Source organism: Flavobacterium sp. FPG59 (assembly GCF_002150205.1).
In the GTDB taxonomy this organism is placed as follows: domain Bacteria; phylum Bacteroidota; class Bacteroidia; order Flavobacteriales; family Flavobacteriaceae; genus Flavobacterium.
Window position 1 is genome coordinate 1 of sequence record NZ_MTCA01000049.1, and the last position, 18952, is coordinate 18952.

17 protein-coding genes are annotated in these 18952 nt (G+C 34.9%); 5 read left to right on the plus strand and 12 right to left on the minus strand.

Annotated features, from left to right (window positions below; genetic code table 11):
* The first annotated feature begins 215 nt into the window (after window positions 1–215).
* Window positions 216–1409: an ADP-forming succinate--CoA ligase subunit beta gene (sucC, locus tag FPG59_RS06810; protein ID WP_086453873.1), complete on the plus strand. Its 1194-nt coding sequence runs from the start codon at window positions 216–218 to the stop codon at window positions 1407–1409.
* Between the two features lie 153 nt (window positions 1410–1562).
* Window positions 1563–3131, plus strand: a complete 1569-nt coding sequence (locus FPG59_RS06815; RefSeq protein ID WP_176330704.1) for a YdiU family protein — start codon at window positions 1563–1565, stop codon at window positions 3129–3131.
* 188 nt (window positions 3132–3319) lie between these two features.
* On the opposite strand, the gene FPG59_RS06820 is transcribed toward FPG59_RS06815, so the two are convergent.
* From FPG59_RS06820 to FPG59_RS06830, 3 genes are all read right to left on the minus strand, one after another.
* A complete protein-coding gene (locus tag FPG59_RS06820) occupies window positions 3320–4012 on the minus strand; it encodes an endonuclease/exonuclease/phosphatase family protein (RefSeq protein WP_086453875.1) in 693 nt (230 codons plus the stop codon).
* A 74-nt stretch (window positions 4013–4086) separates the two neighbouring features.
* A complete protein-coding gene (locus FPG59_RS06825) occupies window positions 4087–4743 on the minus strand; it encodes an oxidoreductase (protein WP_176330703.1) in 657 nt (218 codons plus the stop codon).
* Window positions 4744–4745: 2 nt separating this feature from the next.
* Window positions 4746–5213 (minus strand): DUF1456 family protein, encoded by a 468-nt coding sequence (locus FPG59_RS06830; protein WP_086453877.1) that lies wholly within the window; start codon window positions 5211–5213, stop codon window positions 4746–4748.
* 132 nt (window positions 5214–5345) lie between these two features.
* On the opposite strand from FPG59_RS06830, the gene FPG59_RS06835 reads away from it, so the two are divergent.
* Window positions 5346–5747: an excinuclease ABC subunit B gene (locus tag FPG59_RS06835; protein WP_086453878.1), complete on the plus strand. Its 402-nt coding sequence runs from the start codon at window positions 5346–5348 to the stop codon at window positions 5745–5747.
* Here the strand turns inward: FPG59_RS06835 and uvrB are convergent.
* Window positions 5744–7735, minus strand: coding sequence for an excinuclease ABC subunit UvrB (uvrB, locus tag FPG59_RS06840; protein ID WP_086453879.1), 1992 nt, complete (start codon window positions 7733–7735; stop codon window positions 5744–5746). The genes FPG59_RS06835 and uvrB overlap by 4 nt on opposite strands.
* Before the next feature lie 60 nt (window positions 7736–7795).
* A complete protein-coding gene (gene rlmF / locus FPG59_RS06845; RefSeq protein ID WP_086453880.1) occupies window positions 7796–8740 on the minus strand; it encodes a 23S rRNA (adenine(1618)-N(6))-methyltransferase RlmF in 945 nt (314 codons plus the stop codon).
* A gap of 141 nt (window positions 8741–8881) precedes the next feature.
* On the opposite strand from rlmF, the gene FPG59_RS06850 reads away from it, so the two are divergent.
* Entirely contained in the window at window positions 8882–9766 is an 885-nt protein-coding gene (locus tag FPG59_RS06850; protein WP_086453881.1) for an alpha/beta fold hydrolase, read from the plus strand.
* Here FPG59_RS06850 and FPG59_RS06855 read toward each other — a convergent pair.
* From FPG59_RS06855 to trmD, 7 genes are all read right to left on the minus strand, one after another.
* Window positions 9763–10425 (minus strand): thiamine diphosphokinase, encoded by a 663-nt coding sequence (locus FPG59_RS06855; RefSeq protein ID WP_086453882.1) that lies wholly within the window; start codon window positions 10423–10425, stop codon window positions 9763–9765. The genes FPG59_RS06850 and FPG59_RS06855 overlap by 4 nt on opposite strands.
* A gap of 33 nt (window positions 10426–10458) precedes the next feature.
* A complete protein-coding gene (locus tag FPG59_RS06860) occupies window positions 10459–11280 on the minus strand; it encodes a DUF4249 domain-containing protein (RefSeq protein ID WP_086453883.1) in 822 nt (273 codons plus the stop codon).
* A 29-nt stretch (window positions 11281–11309) separates the two neighbouring features.
* The gene (locus FPG59_RS06865) at window positions 11310–13691 is read right to left on the minus strand and encodes a TonB-dependent receptor (RefSeq protein ID WP_086453884.1); all 2382 of its coding nucleotides are present in this window, start codon (window positions 13689–13691) and stop codon (window positions 11310–11312) included.
* 147 nt (window positions 13692–13838) lie between these two features.
* Complete coding sequence (locus tag FPG59_RS06870) at window positions 13839–16061, minus strand: NADP-dependent isocitrate dehydrogenase (protein WP_086453885.1); 2223 nt, start codon at window positions 16059–16061, stop codon at window positions 13839–13841.
* A gap of 264 nt (window positions 16062–16325) precedes the next feature.
* Window positions 16326–16676 (minus strand): 50S ribosomal protein L19, encoded by a 351-nt coding sequence (gene rplS / locus FPG59_RS06875; protein ID WP_086453886.1) that lies wholly within the window; start codon window positions 16674–16676, stop codon window positions 16326–16328.
* A gap of 241 nt (window positions 16677–16917) precedes the next feature.
* Window positions 16918–17286 carry a four helix bundle protein gene (locus FPG59_RS06880; protein ID WP_086453887.1) on the minus strand — a complete coding sequence of 123 codons (369 nt, stop codon included), beginning with the start codon at window positions 17284–17286 and terminating at the stop codon, window positions 16918–16920.
* Window positions 17287–17491: 205 nt separating this feature from the next.
* Complete coding sequence (trmD, locus tag FPG59_RS06885; RefSeq protein ID WP_086453888.1) at window positions 17492–18169, minus strand: tRNA (guanosine(37)-N1)-methyltransferase TrmD; 678 nt, start codon at window positions 18167–18169, stop codon at window positions 17492–17494.
* Window positions 18170–18575: 406 nt separating this feature from the next.
* Between trmD and FPG59_RS06890 the strand changes: the two genes are divergently transcribed.
* Window positions 18576–18952 (plus strand): hypothetical protein (locus tag FPG59_RS06890; protein ID WP_140344601.1); only part of this gene is annotated, 377 nt, incomplete at its 3' end.

An 18952-nucleotide genomic window follows, 5' to 3' on the forward strand; every position in this document is an offset into this window, starting at 1 on the left:
AAATAGGTTTGTTTTTAACATTGAAATGAAATTCTAACAAAATTGTTTGAAAAATTGATATTTTTTAGAATCGTACCAATGTGAAATAGGCTTAGGTATCTGTTGAAAAATTGGATAATAATTTATTTAAAAAAAATAACAGTTACATTAAATTTTGCTATTTTTGTGGCACTTTATTTCTGGAAGAAATTCAGAAGCCAGTCAAATTCTATATTATGAACATACACGAATATCAAGGAAAAGAAATTCTAGCAAGTTACGGAGTACGCATTCAACGCGGAATTGTAGCAAATAGTCCAGCTGAAGCTGTTGAAGCTGCGAAACAATTAACTGCCGAAACGGGTACAGGATGGCATGTTATTAAAGCACAAGTTCATGCAGGTGGACGTGGTAAAGGTGGAGGAGTAAAACTTGCCAAAAATTTACAACAAGTAGAAGAAATTGCAGGTCAAATCATAGGGATGCAATTGATTACACCTCAAACATCAGCTGAAGGAAAAAAAGTAAGTACTATATTAGTTGCTGAAGATGTTTACTATCCTGGAGAAAGTGAAACATCAGAGTTTTATGTTTCTGTTTTATTAAATAGAGCTACTGGTCGTAACATGATCATGTATTCTACCGAAGGTGGAATGGATATTGAAGAAGTTGCTGAGCACACACCACATTTAATCTTTACTGAAGAAATTGATCCTTCTGTAGGTTTACAAGGTTTTCAAGCAAGAAGAATTGCTTTTAACTTAGGACTTTCAGGAAATGCGTTCAAAGAAATGGTGAAATTCATCGATTCTTTATACAATGCATACATCGGATCTGATGCTTCAATGTTTGAAATCAACCCAGTTTTAAAAACATCTGATGATAAAATTATGGCTGTTGATGCAAAAGTTAACATTGATGACAATGCATTATACAGACAAAAAGCATATGCTGACATGCGTGACGTTCGTGAGGAAAACCCAATCGAAGTTGAAGCAAAAGAAGTTGGCTTGAACTATGTAGATCTTGACGGAACTGTAGGATGTATGGTAAACGGAGCAGGTCTTGCAATGGCAACTATGGATTTAATTAAATATGCTGGTTTTGAGCCTGCAAACTTCCTTGACGTAGGTGGAACTGCTGATGCAAAACGTGTTGAAACTGCTTTCCGTATTATCTTAAAAGATCAAAACGTAAAAGCTATTTTGATTAATATTTTTGGTGGTATCGTTCGTTGTGACCGTGTGGCACAAGGAGTTGTTGACGCTTACAAAAATATGGGAGATGCTATTAAAGTGCCAATCATTGTTCGTTTACAAGGTACCAATGCAGCTATTGCAAAAGAATTAATTGATAATTCAGGAATGCCAATTTTATCTGCTGTTGAATTTCAAGAAGCAGCTGATCAAGTACAAGCGGCACTTTCTTAATTAGAAAATTGTTATATATTAGAAACCTGTTTGCTTTAGTAAACAGGTTTTTTTATGCCAAATAATTAGTGGAAAGTAAACAATTCATAATATTATTGGAAAGTACAAAACAGTATAGCACTGATCAATTACCTTTGTTTTTTTAAATTTGATATCATGAAACTTCATATAAAAAATAACTTCACATCTGAATTACCGGCTGATCTTGACCTTGAAAATACTCCAAGGCAAGTTGAACAAGCCTGCTTCTCCTATGTAACGCCAGTAAAACCCAGCAATCCTGAATTAATTCATGCTTCTGCTGAAGTCGCCAATACTATCGGACTCAGTGAAGAAGATCTTGCATCAACAGCATTTTTAAATACGTTTTCAGGTACTACCATTTATCCTGAAACTAAGCCTTATGCCTTGTGTTATGCAGGTCACCAGTTTGGGAATTGGGCTGGACAACTTGGTGATGGGCGTGCCATAAATTTAACTGAAGTTCTACATAACAATGAGTCTTATACGTTGCAACTGAAAGGTGCTGGACCTACACCATATTCTAGAAATGCAGATGGATTTGCAGTTTTGCGCTCTTCCATTAGAGAATACTTATGTGCCGAGGCCATGCATTATTTAGGAGTTCCTACTACACGTTCACTTTCGTTAATGGTATCTGGAGATCCCGTTTTACGCGATGTTTTGTACAATGGAAATCCTGCTTATGAGAAAGGCGCTATTGTAGCAAGAGTGGCTCCATCTTTTATTCGTTTTGGAAGTTTTGAAATTTTTGCCGCGCGTGAAGATCACGAAAATTTAAAATTATTGACTGATTATACTATCAAGCACCATTTTTCACATATTAAAAAAGAAGGAATCGAAAAATACTTAGCCTTTTTTCAAGAAGTTACTCAAACCACGTTCAATATGATTGTCAACTGGCAGCGCGTTGGTTTTGTGCATGGTGTAATGAATACGGATAATATGTCTATTCACGGGATTACAATTGATTATGGTCCTTACGGTTGGTTAGAAAATTTTAATCCAGGGTGGACTCCTAATACCACTGACAGGCAGCATAAAAGGTACCGTTATGGCAATCAACCTGAAATGGCATTGTGGAATTTATACCAATTAGCAAATGCATTGTATCCTTTAATTCAAGATGCTAAGCCGCTGGAAGCTATTCTTGAGGCATTCAGTACCAATTACGAAAAGGAGTATTTGAGAATGATGCAAAATAAGTTGGGCCTCCAAATCAAAAAAGAAGAGGATGTAGTCTTGATTCATGGTTTGATTGAATTACTTCAACGAGTAGAAACCGATATGACTATTTTCTTTAGGAGTCTAAGCAATGTTACCAAAGTAGCTACTTCGAAAGATGCTTTCAATACTGTTAAAGCTGCTTTTTACAATGAAAAGGATTTAGATGAAACCATCTTGAGTGAATGGTACGATTGGTTTGAAAAGTACAGTATTCGAATTAATGAAGAGGTCATTTCTGATTTGGAAAGAAAACAACAAATGGATAAAGTGAATCCCAAGTATGTATTGCGAAATTACATGGCGCAACTGTGTATTGATGATGCGGATAAAGGAGATTACGGTTTGCTAAATGAATTATTTGAAATGCTCCAAAAACCTTATGATGAGCAACCTAATTTCCAAAAATGGTTTGCCAAAAGACCGGATTGGGCTAGAGATAAAGTAGGCTGTAGTATGTTAAGCTGTAGTTCTTAAAAGTGAATTTAAAATCACAGCTGGATCATTGCTTTTCATTTTTTGTCCAAAAATTAAAATTGAAAACAATAATGTCAAAAAGCTGAGGAAGTTTTTCATATTGATGAGTTTAAATTTTTTTAGATGATTGAAGGTATATATAAATCCTCATTGAAAGTTGTTATTGTGATTTTAAAAAAATACTCTTTTTAAATTTCAATTAATATGGGCATGTGGTCACTCCATTGAATCCAATTATTGTTAAGACCTATTTCAAATTTCTTAATTACTGCAAATTCTTTTTCATCTGCAAAAGCATAATCAATATGAAACGGCTTTAAGACATTCTTTTGCAGATAAAAGGTTGGTACTGATTCTTCTCCTTGTCTTTCGTTATGATAATCATGATATAAACTTCTAATTCCAATCTCCTCTAATTCTCTTACTACATCAGAATGATTCCACCATCTGTCCCATTTGTCCCAAATTTTATTACTATTGAAATCACCAATAATTATAGCTTTAGACATTAATGATTTATTGATTTGAAGGTATTTCCAAAATTGTCCAATATATCCAAAAGTGGGGGAATTAGCGTGGTGATTCCATAAACCAATTAGATTAAAATCATCATTAATTGTTGCAGATAGGAAATGTTTGAGGTTTTCTCTTTGCCAATTGTTATTTGAGATTTTTATAACTTCTTTACAAAAAATACCAAGTCCTTTATTTTTGTTATCACCTATCCAAATATAATTTTTGGCCCAATCCTTGTAATTTGTATCAATTGATCTTTCTGGGTCTTCACATTCTTGAATGACAATTATATCAGCATCAAATTGTTCAAGTAATTTAAACTTTTTTCTGAATGCTCCATTACAATTCCAATTAACAATTTTCATTCTAATTTTTAAAGATTTACTCAGACAAAAATATACAAAAAATCCCGAACTCTCATTCAGGATTTAGTTAGGTATTAATTTCCTATTTCTTGAATCACATCGGATTCGTAAATATGAAAACCTTTTTTGTTTTTTTGTGCTATACGATAAAGTGCTTTCGCAACTGTATTTCCCTGTATGGCTTTGTATTTTTTTAGTTTTCCAACGAATACAAATGATACTAATTTCATTACAAATGCACCAGCTTTTTCTGCAAATCTAAATTCATTTCGATCACCCAATAGTAGGGAAGGTTGCAGAATGGAAACGCTTTCAAAATTACAAGTTTTAAGAAAATCTTGAATTTCGCCTTTTGTCTTTAAATAAAAATTTGAAGACGTGGCATTGGCATCCAGTGAAGAGATCAATAAATAATTTTTCACTTTATTCTCTTGCGCAAAAAGGGCGAATTGTTTAGGATATTCAAAATCTACTTTTTTAAATGCTTGTTGGCTACCAGCTTTTTTTATGGTAGTACCAATGGTGCAAAAGAAATCATCGCCCACAACCCATTCTTTATAGCTTTCGGGCTTGTCAAAGTCAATGACGTGTTGGGTTAATTTGGGGTTTTGTATTCCCGTATCTCTTTTTACAAAGGTTACAACGCTTGTATATTCAGGATTGTCTAAAAGTATTTGGAGTAATTCAGATCCAATAAGACCTGTGCTGCCAATAATCAAGGCTGTTTTCACAATTATGATTTTTTATTTTTCCCGAAATTATATTTCACTTTCTCCACCACTTGCACTTTTGGGGTTCCTTTTGCAAATGTTTTTTTGAAAGGTTTTTTAGCGGCAGGTTTTGTCTTTGATGGAGCTTCGTCACCTCTTGCTCTTTCAGAATCTTTTGCTTTAGCTTTGAATTCTGTTCTTTCACCTGCGCCTTCTTTCACTGGAATTTGGGCTTTGTGTTTGGCCAAAACATCATTTGGATTTTTTGGATTTTCCTTAGTTCCACGCAAGTGAATCACTAGTCCGTTCAAGAAATTACGCAATACTTGGTCGCCACATTCCATGTAATTTTCATGTTTTTCATCACGAAAAAAAGCACCCAACTCCGATTTTGTAATTCTAAAATCTACTAATTCTAATATTTCAACTATTTGGTCGTCACGAAGCATAAGTGCCACGCGAAGTTTTTTAAAGATATCGTTATTTGTCATCATATTCTAATTTTATACAAAGGTACGTTTTAAAAGCATTTAGAATACAATTTTCAATTTAGAATTGGTTTGCGATCGCATTTCTACTTGATAATTTAAAATAAAATAATATTTTAGCACAAAATATAGATTATGAACGAATTTGAGGAAAGACGCAGTTTGTTGCTTGAAATGATAGCTTTTTCAACTGTTGATGGAAAATTACACAAACGCGAATATGAATTTCTGTCAATAGTAGCACAAGCTTTAGGAATAGAAAAAGATGTTTTCAAAGATTTATTTCATCAAGAAGTTCCTCAATTGACTATAAAAACAGAGTTTCTTAGAATTCAACAATTTTATAGATTGGCTTTGTTAATGTATTGTGATGGTGTGATACATGAAAAAGAATTAGCGTCTATCCAGCAAATAGCTATTGACATGGGATTGAATCCTAATGCTACCAAACGTATTTTAAAATTAATGAGTGAATCACCTAATGCTATAATTGACGGGGCGGTTTTATTAAATGTTTTTCAGGAGCAGCATAACTAGGACAATTGGCCTTGTAATGCTTTGATCTCATCTCTAAGTTTTGCGGCTTGCATAAAGTCTAATTCTTTTGCCGCTTTTTCCATGGATTTTCTTTTCTCTCGAATAAGTTTTTCCAGTTCAGGTTTAGACAGATAAAGATTTTCTGGCTCTGCTGCAGTGTTTAAAGTAGCACCTAATTCATAATCTACAAGAGGATTTTTGGTAAAGGCGCTTTCTATTTTTTTGTTCAACGCCATAGGAACTAAATTGTGTTCCGTATTGTAATTGATTTGTTTGGTTCTTCGGTATGAAGTTTCGTCGATGGTTTTTTGCATGCTGGCCGTAATTTTATCGGCATACATGATTGCTTTTCCATTTAGGTTTCTTGCTGCACGACCAATTGTTTGTGTAAGTGATCGATGACTTCTTAAAAAACCTTCTTTGTCAGCATCTAGAATGGCTACAAGAGAAACTTCGGGTAAATCTAGTCCTTCACGGAGTAAATTGACACCTATTAGAACATCAAATATTCCTTTTCTAAGGTCTTGCATGATTTCAATTCGTTCCAAAGTATCCACTTCAGAATGGATATAACGACAACGAATATGAACTTTAGTTAAATATTTAGCTAGTTCTTCGGCCATTCTTTTGGTCAAAGTAGTGACTAAAACACGCTCGTCAATTTCGGCTCGAACTTGAATTTCTTCGATTAAATCATCAATTTGGTTCAAGCTAGGTCTTATTTCAATAATAGGATCCAATAGTCCTGTGGGACGAATCACTTGCTCTACCACAACACCATCTGTTTTTTGTAACTCATAATCAGCAGGTGTTGCCGAAACGTAAATAACTTGATTTTGCATGGCTTCGAATTCCTCAAATTTCAAAGGACGGTTGTCCATTGCGGCAGGAAGTCTAAATCCGTATTCAACCAAGTTCTCTTTACGGCTGCGATCACCGCCATACATAGCGCTCACTTGGGAGAGTGTTACATGGCTTTCATCCACGACCATCAAGTAATCTTTAGGGAAATAGTCTAGCAAGCAAAAAGGTCTTGTACCTGGTAAACGCCCATCTAAGTAACGAGAGTAATTTTCGATACCGGAACAATATCCCAGTTCCCGAATCATTTCTAAGTCGAAATTGGTTCGTTCTTCCAGCCTTTTAGCTTCAAGATGTTTACCTATTTCTTTAAAATAATCAACTTGTTTTACCAAGTCTTGTTGGATTTCCCAAATGGCATTTTGCAATACATCTGGCGAAGTCACAAACATATTAGCAGGATAAATGGTTAGTCTGTCAAATTGTTCAAGGACTTGAGAATTTTTAGTATCAAAGCTTTCTATTTCTTCAATTTCATCCCCGAAAAAATGAATTCTATAGGCTTCATCGGCATAACTAGGGTATACATCAACGGTATCACCTTTTATCCTGAAACTTCCGGGATTAAAATCAGCTTCGGTTCTAGAATACAAACTTTGCACCAATTGATGTAATAATTTGGTCCGAGAAATAACTTGTCCTTTCTCTATTGGGATTAGGTTTTTTTGAAATTCAATAGGGTTACCAATACCATACAAACACGAAACAGATGCGACAACCAAAATATCTCTACGTCCAGAAAGCAACGAAGCAGTGGTTGACATTCGCATTTTTTCCAGCTCTTCATTGATGGATAAATCCTTCTCAATGAAAACGCCAGTAACAGGCATGAAAGCTTCAGGCTGATAATAATCGTAGTAAGAAACAAAATATTCTACGGCGTTATTCGGGAAAAATTGTTTGAATTCCGAGTACAACTGAGCAGCTAATGTTTTGTTGTGTGCCAAAACCAGGGTAGGGCGTTGCACTTCTTGAATAACATTGGCTACGGTAAAAGTTTTACCAGAACCGGTAACACCTAAAAGCGTTTGGAATTGATCTCCATCTACAATGCCTTGCGCTAATTTTGCAATGGCTTGTGGTTGGTCACCTTTGGGCTGGTAATCGGATACTACTTGAAAATTCATGTCTTGGAATTACTTCATACAAAGATACGACTCAATTCAAGAAAATATGTTTTTAAAAACTTAAAACTTCCATGCTTTTTGTTGTGCTGAACTCAAGAATGTCCAAGCTAAGATGCGGCTTGTTTTTTGGCCTTGAGCCATATCAATAGTTTTGATTTCGACAGCGCTTACTTTGTTTAGTGTTTTGTATAAACTAGAAAGATTTTCTTTTTTGGACACTAAAGTCGTGAACCAAAGACACTGCAGAGGATATTTTGCACTTTCGTAAATCATTTGGGTGACAAACCCAAGTTCTCCGCCTTCACAAAATAATTCGGCATTGTGACCCCCAAAGTTTAAAACAGGCTTTGTCGTTTTACTTGTACCGCTATTAGATTGTAAATTGTTTATTTTTCTTAAGGTACTTTTAGTAGCCTCATCTTGTGATGCGTGAAAAGGAGGATTGCAAATTGTAAAGGTGAATTTATCCTCAGGCGTTATAATATTTTTAAATATAAAACGTGATTCCGTTTGTTGTTGCAAGCTAATTAAATCAATGAGTTTTGGGTTGTTTTCAATGATAGTACTGCAGTTTTGAATTGCTTTTGTATCAATATCAGTTCCTACAAAACTCCAGCCGTAAACAGAAGAACCTATAAGCGGATAGATGCAATTGGCACCCACACCAATATCTAACCCTTGAACAGTTTCGCCCTCAGGTATAATTCCGTTGTTGCTAGATGCCAATAAATCTGCTAAATAATGAATATAATCAGCTCTACCAGGAATAGGTGGGCACAAATAATTGTTAGGAATATCCCAATTTTGAATGTCAAAGTGCTGCATCAAAAGCGCTTTGTTCAAGGCTTTTACCGCTTCAGGATCGCTGAAATCGATGGTTTCAGTTCCGTGCTCATTGGTTTTAACAAATTCACTTAGGGATGGATATGTAGTAATTAATTCTTTAAAATCATACCCTGTCCTGTCCAGATTCCTTGGGTGTAAATTTGTTTTTTCAGTACTCATTTTAAATCGTTCGTTCTTATTTTGGGTGCAAAGATAACCATAAGTAGTTTGCTAATGTAAACTTAATGTGATTAAACAGCTGGAAAAGAAATCATAAAATTTAATTGAGACTTTTTTTGAAGCTTAAAAACGGCTACTTTTATGAAAAAAATGAATTTTATAGCAGCTCGATTCGTTTTCAAGAAGCGTTATTTAGTAATTTCAATAATAGTACTTTACTTGTTTTTGTGTCAAGCTTGTATGACTATGCGGTTTACTCCTAAAGAAACGACTTCATTTTTTTCAAAATCTCAAACGACGTATCAAGACACGACCTTTCAAAGCGGTGGTTTTAAGTTGCATTATGTAGCCACTGGATCAGATTTAAACCCAGTATTGCTTTTTGTTCATGGTTCGCCAGGGAGTTGGAATGCTTTCAAAGAGTATTTAGTAGATCCAGATTTACTAAAAAAATACCGAATGATTGCTATTGATCGTCCTGGATTTGGGTACAGTGATTTTGGGGATGCTCAAAATTTAGCAACACAATCACAGTTTATATCTACATTTATCAAATCTCAAAACTTTAAAAAGTCAGTTACGTTGGTAGGGCATTCATTAGGCGGTCCGCTTGTTGCGCAACTTGCTGTTGATCATCCCGAGTGGTATAAAAGGATAGTAGTTTTAGCGGGATCTCTTGATCCAAAAGCCGAAAAGCCAGAGAAATGGCGCACGGTAATTAAGACAATTCCGTTGCGATACTTAATTCCAGGCGCGTTGAGGCCTTCAAACGATGAATTGTGGTGGTTAAAAAAAGACTTGGTAACCTTAGAAAACCAACTTTATAAAATTGATTGCGAAGTGACCATTGTACATGGCACTAAGGATGTTTTAGTACCTTACAGCAATGTGGATTACATGAAAAAGAAGTTTGTAAACGCTAAGAAATTGACTATGAAAACCATCCCCGAAGCCAATCATTTTATTCCATGGAGTCATTATGCTATTGTTAAAAACGTTATTTTAGACGAAGAAACTAAAAATTAATCCAGACATTCCATCAGTAGTAAATCACCTTCTTCATGAAGTATAGTAACTAACCCATCTTGAGCCACGTGATTACTGCTGCCAGTTCGATATCCTATAGTTAAGGTATCGTTTTGAAGCGGATAAAATAAATTATCAGACTGTATTCCTGTTACTTGTCCAATTGGGATTAATGAAATAGGAGTTTGTGCTGTATACCATTTTTCGAATTTTCTAGGCAATAAAAATACTTTTGAGTGATCGTCTAATATGACAATTTTCAGTAGGTTTCGGTATTTTGGGATGTTGGTTAGGTTCGTAATCGTGTGATCGGCTCTTTTTCCTGTTGCCCAAACCACATTTACAGCAGGTATTTTTCTATTAATTAAATAATCAAAAGCTTTCTCAAGGTCCGTTTTGTTTTGGTCAGGTGTATGAACAATTTCAAGCGGATATTGAGAAGTTTTATAGATTTCAGGATCAAAACCACGGTCAAAATCACCCAAGAGTACATCTACTTTTATATCTAGTTCCATAACTCGTACCATAGCAGAATCTAGTACAATTACTAGCGGCGACCACTCCAGCAATTGACCTAAAAGTTCAGGATTACAGGATGCGCCATTAGCAATTATTAAGGCAGGCTCTTGATCGTCCCGAACGATATGATGTGATGACATGTTTATTGATTTTGGTTTGGAGTACAAATATACTTATTCAACCGTATAATTTCTTACCTCCGTCTCGCTTAATGAAAAATACCCAAGCGGATAGTTTTCTGGTGTGGTCGAGTTGATGATATTTCCTCTGACAGTTGCTGGCGGTGCTTGAAATGGCCCACCTCCATTGTTACCAGCAATGCTTACTAGAACACTCATATAATTGTAATAGGCTTTTGAAATTCCGATATGCGTTACCTCAATTAGATCCCCTTTTTTAAGTTCGTCGTTTTGGGAAATACTAAAAAATTCATTGCCATTGAAAAACTCATCTTGATCCACATAATAATCTGCTTTTACTTGATTAGAATAGCTGTATTTGTAGAGGTAATAATTGGCAATTCCTGCTGGATCTTGGTAAAAAGTTTTAATTTCTTTATTGTTTCCGGTAAAGCCACCTTTGTCATTTTGAACAATTTTGGTAATAGAAGCAACAGGTTTTAATGTTTCTGTGGCTGTATAGGTGGCGCCTTTGTTAATGATATTTAGCGTGTATGTCTCATTAAGAACTGGATTGAAATTGGTGCAAACATATTCTCCAGGTGTTCCTGTTTCAGTAAAAACAAAAATTGTGTTGGCACTATTTTTTATAGTCACGGTAGCTCCTGAAACTTTTGGAATTTTAGTGTCATAAAAACCAGTAGTTGTTGATAGTTTAATGGTTTGTACTGTACCACTTGTTCCTTTTTTCCAGTTTATTGCCGCTTCAATCACTAGTTTTGGCGCAGCATTATTCAAGTCAACATTTATTACATCCTCACAACTAGTGGTAATGCAAGTGCTAATTAGGATTAAGAGAAGGATTATTTTTTTCATCATCTGAAATTTTAAAAATATTTTAAGTACTAAAATTTAAAGTTGTAACTCACTGCTGGAACCATCCCAAAAATAGAGGTTCTTACGGCTTCATTATTGCCTGTGTCTGCGTTTTGTCTAAAATTGATTGACGCAGCATTACGACGATTGTATACATTATAAATACTAAAAACCCATTCGCCTTTCCATTGTCTATTTTTATTTTTTGTAGGTGTTAAGGTAGCTGCTAGATCTAAGTGGTGGTAGGCCGGTAATCTATTTTCATTGCGCAATCCGTAGCTAGGAACAACTATGCCCAAATACTCGTATTGCCCAGTTGGGTAGGTTACTGGTTGACCTGTTTGAAGTGCAAAGTTAGCGCCAAAAGACCATTTGTCATTTAAATTATAGGATGAGGTTACAGCAATATTATGCAACTTGTCATATACAGAGTTGTACCACTGACCATTGTTTATTCCTGTTTCTAGCGGAGTTCTTCCTGGTGTTTGTTGCTCTGATCTTGACAATGTGTACGAAATCCAACCGTTTAATCGACCTTCGTTTTTACGGAAAAGTATTTCCAAACCGTAGGATCGTAATTGACCATTTAAAATAATTTGTTCAATAGCTTTATTTGCAATTAAATCGGCTCCGTCAATATAGTCCAATCGGTTTTGAACTTCTTTGTAATAAGTTTCTACCTCAAGAGAATACATGTCATCTTTAAAATTTTTAAAATAGCCTAATGCAACTTGATCTGCAATTTGAGGTTTGATAAAATTGTCACTCGGTGTCCACACGTCTAGCGGAGTAGGAGATGAGGTGTTTGATATTAATTGTAAATACTGTACCATCCTGTTGTAACTGGCTTTTACAGATTGTTCGTCATTAATTTGGTACGCAATGGACAAGCGTGGCTCAAGATAATTATAGTTCTTAATGACCTTGTTTTTACCATAAAATTGAGAACTTATGGGTGTAGCTTTTTCGTAAATTTGCAACTCAGGATCAAAAAGGACTGGATTGTTGTTCTCATAAATATTTACTGTAGATTGCCCTAATCTATAAAACATACTGTAACGAAGTCCGTAAGAAAGGGCTATTTTATTGGATATTTCATGATCTGCATTTAAGTAAAGTGCTGGTTCAAAAGCGTATTTTTTATCTAGCTGGTCAAAGTTAATTCCAGAATTTTCATTGCTTGGTTTTATGGTGCCGGGATTGAATTCATAGTAAATGGCGTTCAGTCCATAATTTAATTTGAACTTATTTGAAATGTAGTTTTTAAAGTCGTATTTAACATTGTAGTTTTTAATGCCAGAATCCCATTTGAAACCTACAAAATCCAAATCCAAACCATAATAATAGTCACTGTAGATTAGTGATAAATTTGAAAATAATTTTTCTGAAAATAAGTGATTCCATCTAAGGTTTAAAGTAGCATTCCCATAAATATTGGTAAAACTTTCGTTAAGACTGAAAACATCTCGACCAAAATACCCCGATAAGTATAAATTGTTATTCGGGTTTAATTTATAGCTCAGTTTTGTATTTAAATCATAAAAATAAGCAGAGTTGTCTTTTTGCTCTTCAGAAAGTTTCAAGAACAAATGTGCATAAGAGCTGCGACCGCCTATTAAGAAAGATCCTTTGTCTTTTACTAATGGTCCTTCGGCCAAAATTCTACTGGATATTAACCCAATTCCACCGTTTACATGAAATTCTTTACTATTACCATCTTTTTGATAAATATCCAAAACTGATGATGCTCTTCCGCCATATCGCGCTGGAATTCCACCTTTATACAATTTTAAATCTTTGATAGCATCAGGATTAAAAACAGAGAAAAATCCAAAAACATGTGAAGAATTGAAAATCGTTGCTTCATCTAATAAAATTAAGTTTTGATCAGCTCCACCACCTCGAACATTAAATCCAGAGGCACCTTCGCCAGCATTGGTAACACCAGGCAATAGTAAAATAGATTTTAAAACATCAACTTCTCCCAATACAACGGGCATTTTTTTGATTGCAGAAATGGAGAGTTTATTCACGCTCATCTCTGGTTTTTTGATGTCAATTTTGGTTTTATTATCGGTGATAATTACTTCCTTTAAAATGGTTTCATTACCCACTAGTTTGAAATTTCGAATCGTATTTTGGTTCAGATCAATAGATTCTTCAAGCGTTTGAAAACCCAAGTAACTTACTTGTACGGTGTAAATTCCCTTAGGAACTGTAATTGAAAAAAATCCATATTCATTAGTTGTAACACCTGTTTTTAAACTTGGTAAAACAACATTTACACCTATTAAAGACTCGTTACCGCTTGCATCGATTATAGTCCCACTTAGGGTGAATTTTTCCTGAGCAAAAGAGCAAAATGACGTTAGTACAACTATAAAGTACAGAATGTATTTTTTTGAGTTCATTGTTTTATTTTTATCAGAATGAAAGTACAAATTACCTCAAATAGTTTGGTAATTGGCATATAACACATGTTAAGGTATTGCTAAGATAAAAAAAAGACAACTTTTTACAGTTGTCTTCATTTTTTTGTTTCACTATTGTTATTCTACTTATGCAATTTTTGCTAAAATGGCATTGAATGTTGCACTAGGACGCATGGCTTTGCTTGTCAACTCTGGATTAGGTTGATAATGTCCATTAATATGTTGAGGTTGGCCTTGAGCTGCAATAAGTTCAGTATTAATGCTTGCTTCATTAGCTAACAACTCAGTTGCAATAGGAGTAAAAATCGCTTTTAATGACGGTTCTTTATCTTGAGCTGCAAGAGCTTCTGCCCAGTACATAGCCAAGTAAAATTGTGACCCTCTGTTGTCAATTCCACCTACTTTACGTGCAGGCGATTTGTCATTTGCTAAGAATTTTTCAGTAGCTACATCTAATGTTTCAGCAAGAACAATTGCTTTGTTGTTGTGTAAAGTTTGTCCTAAATGTTCTAAAGAAGCTCCAAGTGCTAGGAATTCTCCAAGAGAGTCCCAACGCAAGTATCCTTCTTCTGTAAATTGCTCAACGTGCTTAGGAGCTGATCCGCCTGCACCAGTTTCGAACAATCCACCACCATTCATCAAAGGAACAATAGATAGCATTTTTGCTGATGTTCCTACTTCTAAAATTGGGAATAAATCAGTTAAGTAATCACGTAATACATTTCCAGTTACTGAAATAGTATCTAAACCTTGAACAATTCTTTCTAAGGTAAAGTTAGTAGCCTCGATAGGGTTTAAAATCTGAATGTCTAATCCAGTGGTATCAAAATCTTTCAAGTAATGATTTACTTTTACGATCAATTCTCTATCGTGTGCTCTGTTATTATCCAACCAGAAAATCGCTGGAGTATTAGACAAACGAGCTCTGTTTACAGCTAGTTTTACCCAGTCTTGAATAGGAGCGTCTTTGGCTTGACACATTCTAAAAATATCATTTGTTTCAACAGTTTGTTCCATTAAAACAGTTCCATTAGTATCTACTACTCTAACTACACCATCCGTGGCAATTTGAAAAGTCTTGTCGTGAGATCCGTATTCTTCGGCTTTTTGTGCCATCAAACCTACGTTTGGAACACTTCCCATGGTAGTAGGGTCAAAAGCGCCGTGTTTTTTGCAAAAATCAATAGTTGCTGTGTACACACCTGCATAACTGCGGTCTGGTATCATAGCAACAGTATCTTGCTGCTTTCCTTCTTTGTTGTACATCTGACCCGAAGTACGAATCATTGCTGGCATAGATGCGTCAACAATAACGTCAGACGGAACGTGTAAGTTTGTAATTCCTTTATCAGAATTTACCATTGCCAATGCAGGACCATTTTCGATAGCTGCGTTTAATGCGGCTTCAACTTCGGCTTGTAATGGATTTCCAGCTATTTTAGCATAAATATCACCTAAACCATTGCGGGTGTCAATGTTTAACTCTTGGAATAAAGTAGCGTATTTTTCGAATACTGATGCAAAATATACTTCTACGATAGCGCCAAAAATGATGGGATCCGATACTTTCATCATCGTAGCTTTCAAGTGAACTGAAAGTAAAACGTTTAATTGTTTTGCTTCGGCAATAGTCTTCGCTACAAATGTTTTTAGTGCATGTAAGTTCAATACGGCGCTATCAATGATTTCTCCAGCTTTTAGCGGAGTGCTTGCTTTTAAAACAGTTGTTGTTCCGTCTTTGGCTACTAATTCAATTTTTACATCTGTAGCTTCAGTTAAGGTAATTGACTTTTCACTACCATAAAAATCGCCACTTTCCATTGAGGCAACGTACGTTTTTGAGTCGGCAGTCCAAGCTCCCATTGAATGTGGGTTGGCTTTAGCATAATTCTTAACCGCTTTTGGTGCTCTTCTGTCTGAATTTCCTTCACGTAAAACAGGATTTACAGCAGATCCTAATATTTTAGAGTATTTTGCTTTGATAGCAGTCTCAGCTTCGTTTTGTGGTTCTTCAGGAAAGTTTGGTAATTGATATCCATGAGATTGTAGTTCAGCAATAGCTGCTTTCAATTGCGGTACAGATGCGGATACGTTTGGTAATTTTATAATATTAGCTTCTGGAGTAGTAGCCAGTTGTCCAAGTTCAAGTAAGGAATCAGCTGTTTTTTGATCTTCAGTCAAAAACTCCGGAAAGTTAGATAAGATTCTACCCGCTAATGAAATGTCTCTAGTTTCAATTTCAATGTCAGAAGTTCTTGTAAATGCTTGTACAATAGGTAAAAATGAATAAGTGGCCAGTAACGGCGCTTCATCAGTAAGCGTGTAAAAAATTTTTGATTTCTGTGTCATTTTTTTATTTTTATAATCGAATCACGTTAAATGTAGCTTATTCAAGGAATTTTTCATGAAATAAGACGTACAAATATATGAAAATCAGATGTAATTGAAGGGTGATTTGAGAGAGAAAAACTCGAATTTTAGTATTACTAACGTACTATTCTCAAATTGTTATATTTCAGGTTACAATCCTACTAAATTCTAAATTTATAAGGAAGTTATAAACAAAAAAAAGTCCCAAACATGTTGGGACTTTTATTATTAAGAGATGTTTGACTATCTTCTTTTGTCTTTGATCTTAGCTTTTTTACCAGTAAGTTCTCTGAAGTAGAAAATTCTAGCTCTACGAACTGCACCTTTTTTGTTGATCTCAATTTTTTGTAATGCAGGTAAGTTCACTGGGAAAATACGCTCTACTCCAATTGCACCAGACATTTTACGAATTGTAAAAGTTTCAGTATTAGCTGAACCTCTTCTTTGAATTACAACTCCTTTAAAGAACTGAGTTCTTGTTTTTTCACCCTCTCTAATTTCATAGAAAACAGTGATAGTATCTCCAGCTGCAAAAACTGGGAAATCTTTTCTTGTTACAAACTCGTCTTGAACGAATTTCATTAAATCTGCCATGATTGTATTTTATTATGGTTTAATTTAGGTCAACATTCACGGATCTCGCCAGAGGTTAACTTAATGTGGGCGCAAAAGTAAAGAAAAATGTTTAAAGTTTAAAGTTTTTCTTGTTTAAAGTTTAGAAGTTCTTGGTTTTTAGTCTCAGTTTGCAGTATTCAGTCTCAGTAATCAGTTACATTCACAGTTTACAGTATTCAGTCACAGTTTTTAGTCAAAATATTGTAAGGTAGTAAGAGAATTAAATTTTGCAACCAAATTTACCAGGATTATTGATCATGAAATTAATTAACTTTCCAATTTCGATGGTTTGGTTATTTAATTCAGTGAACGTTGCTAAGTCTATATACTCGCACTTTAATGCAAATTCTAGCCATACACTTGTCTCTGAGTTTTCAGCATCGCTGTCTGTTAATTTACTGATGAAATGATTGGGATATCGCCTTTTTCTAAAGGCCTCCGCAATGTTAGCTGAAACACTTCTCGAGGAGCGGCGTATTTGATCTGTAAGAGCGTATTTCTCTTCTTTTGGGAATGATTTTGATAAATTAAAGATATTCATTGCTAACAAAAACGACTTCTGAAATGCTGCTAATTCTTTGAAATCCATGATTTTATTTATTTAGATTGCTTTTTTTAGTTTACAGGCTCAGTTTTCAGTTTTTAGTTTTCAGTTTTTAGTTTTCAGTTTTCAGTTTGTGTTGTGTAGTAAAATTACTAAAAACATCAACGACGACTGCCCACTGTGACTGGAGACTGTCCACTTTTGCCAATAACTCGAAAACTGAGACTGCCCACTGTGACTGCAAACTGTCCTAATCCTCCAATAAATCCGGTCTTCTATTTTTAGTATGCTCATATGCCATATCCTCGCGCCATTGATCAATTTTAGCAAAGTTACCACTCGTTAAAACCTCAGGAACTTTCCATCCTTTGTAGTCTGCAGGTCGCGTGTAAATAGGTCCCGATAACAACCCATCTTGAAAACTATCAGTCAAAGCCGAAGTTTCATCGCTCAACACACCAGGAATCAACCGAATTAAAGCATCCGATAATACGAGAGCACCAAGTTCACCACCAGATAAAACATAATCTCCTATAGAAATTTCTTTGGTAATAAAATGATCGCGCACACGCTGGTCTACGCCTTTGTAGTGTCCACACAAAATAATAATGTTTTCATACAAGGACATCGTGTTAGCCATTTTTTGGTTGAGCGTTTCTCCATCGGGCGACATGTAAATCACTTCGTCATAGGTACGCTCGCTTTTTAAGTGTGTAATGCAAGCATCAATAGGTTGTACCGTCATTACCATTCCAGCGCCGCCACCATAGGGATAATCGTCAACGCTTTTTTGTTTGTTAGTCGTGTAATCGCGCAGGTTATGAAAATGAACTTCCACCAATCCTTTGTCAATAGCACGTTTCATAATCGAAGCTTCAAACGGGCTTCTCAACAACTCAGGCAAAACGGTAACAATATCAATGCGCATAATTTTTCTTAAAAAGGTTCTAAGCGGCAAAGATACAAAGATGCTAAGGTTTTCTAATAATCAAATACCCATTTCAACCATTAAACTTTTCTTTAGGAGCTTGATCCAGCTATACGTTGCAATCTTATACGCCATCCCGAGGTTTCGGGACTGGCGTATAAGGATTTTCACTGCTATCTGGGCTAGGGCGTGCGTATTTCAAGATAGTTTCCGTTTATACAAGTACGAAAATTATTCTTTTTCGCAAAGTGTGTTTAATGCTTTGTAACTAATTATTTATATATTTGAGGAGTAGGATATGATGATTTCATTTCTTTAACCGTTGTAATAAGACTTGGTTTGGGATATTAATGTGAACCATATTCGAGAGTTACAAGAAACCTTTACTCACAGAAATTGAATAATAATGAATTATATTTTAGTTATCACCTTATTATTTTTTACAACTGTCTATTCACAAGATAAAGTTGGTTCTACTTTTATCTTTTCAAAATACGAACATGATGATTCTGAAAAAAAAGGAAATCAAATCAGAAAATTTTTGAATGAAGATAATGAAGCACTAATTGTATACTTGGATGACAGCAAATACATCTCAATAAAAAACAATAAAGTTAAATGTTATACAGTTTGCAAGGACACTATAATTAATAGTATAGTAGAGCTAAAAAATATTGAGGCAATGATTTGTAAGTCTATAATTGATACATTGGTTTCGATTGACCCAAAAAAAATAATTAATGAAATCGATAAAGAAAATAGAATACCTATTGAAAATTTAGG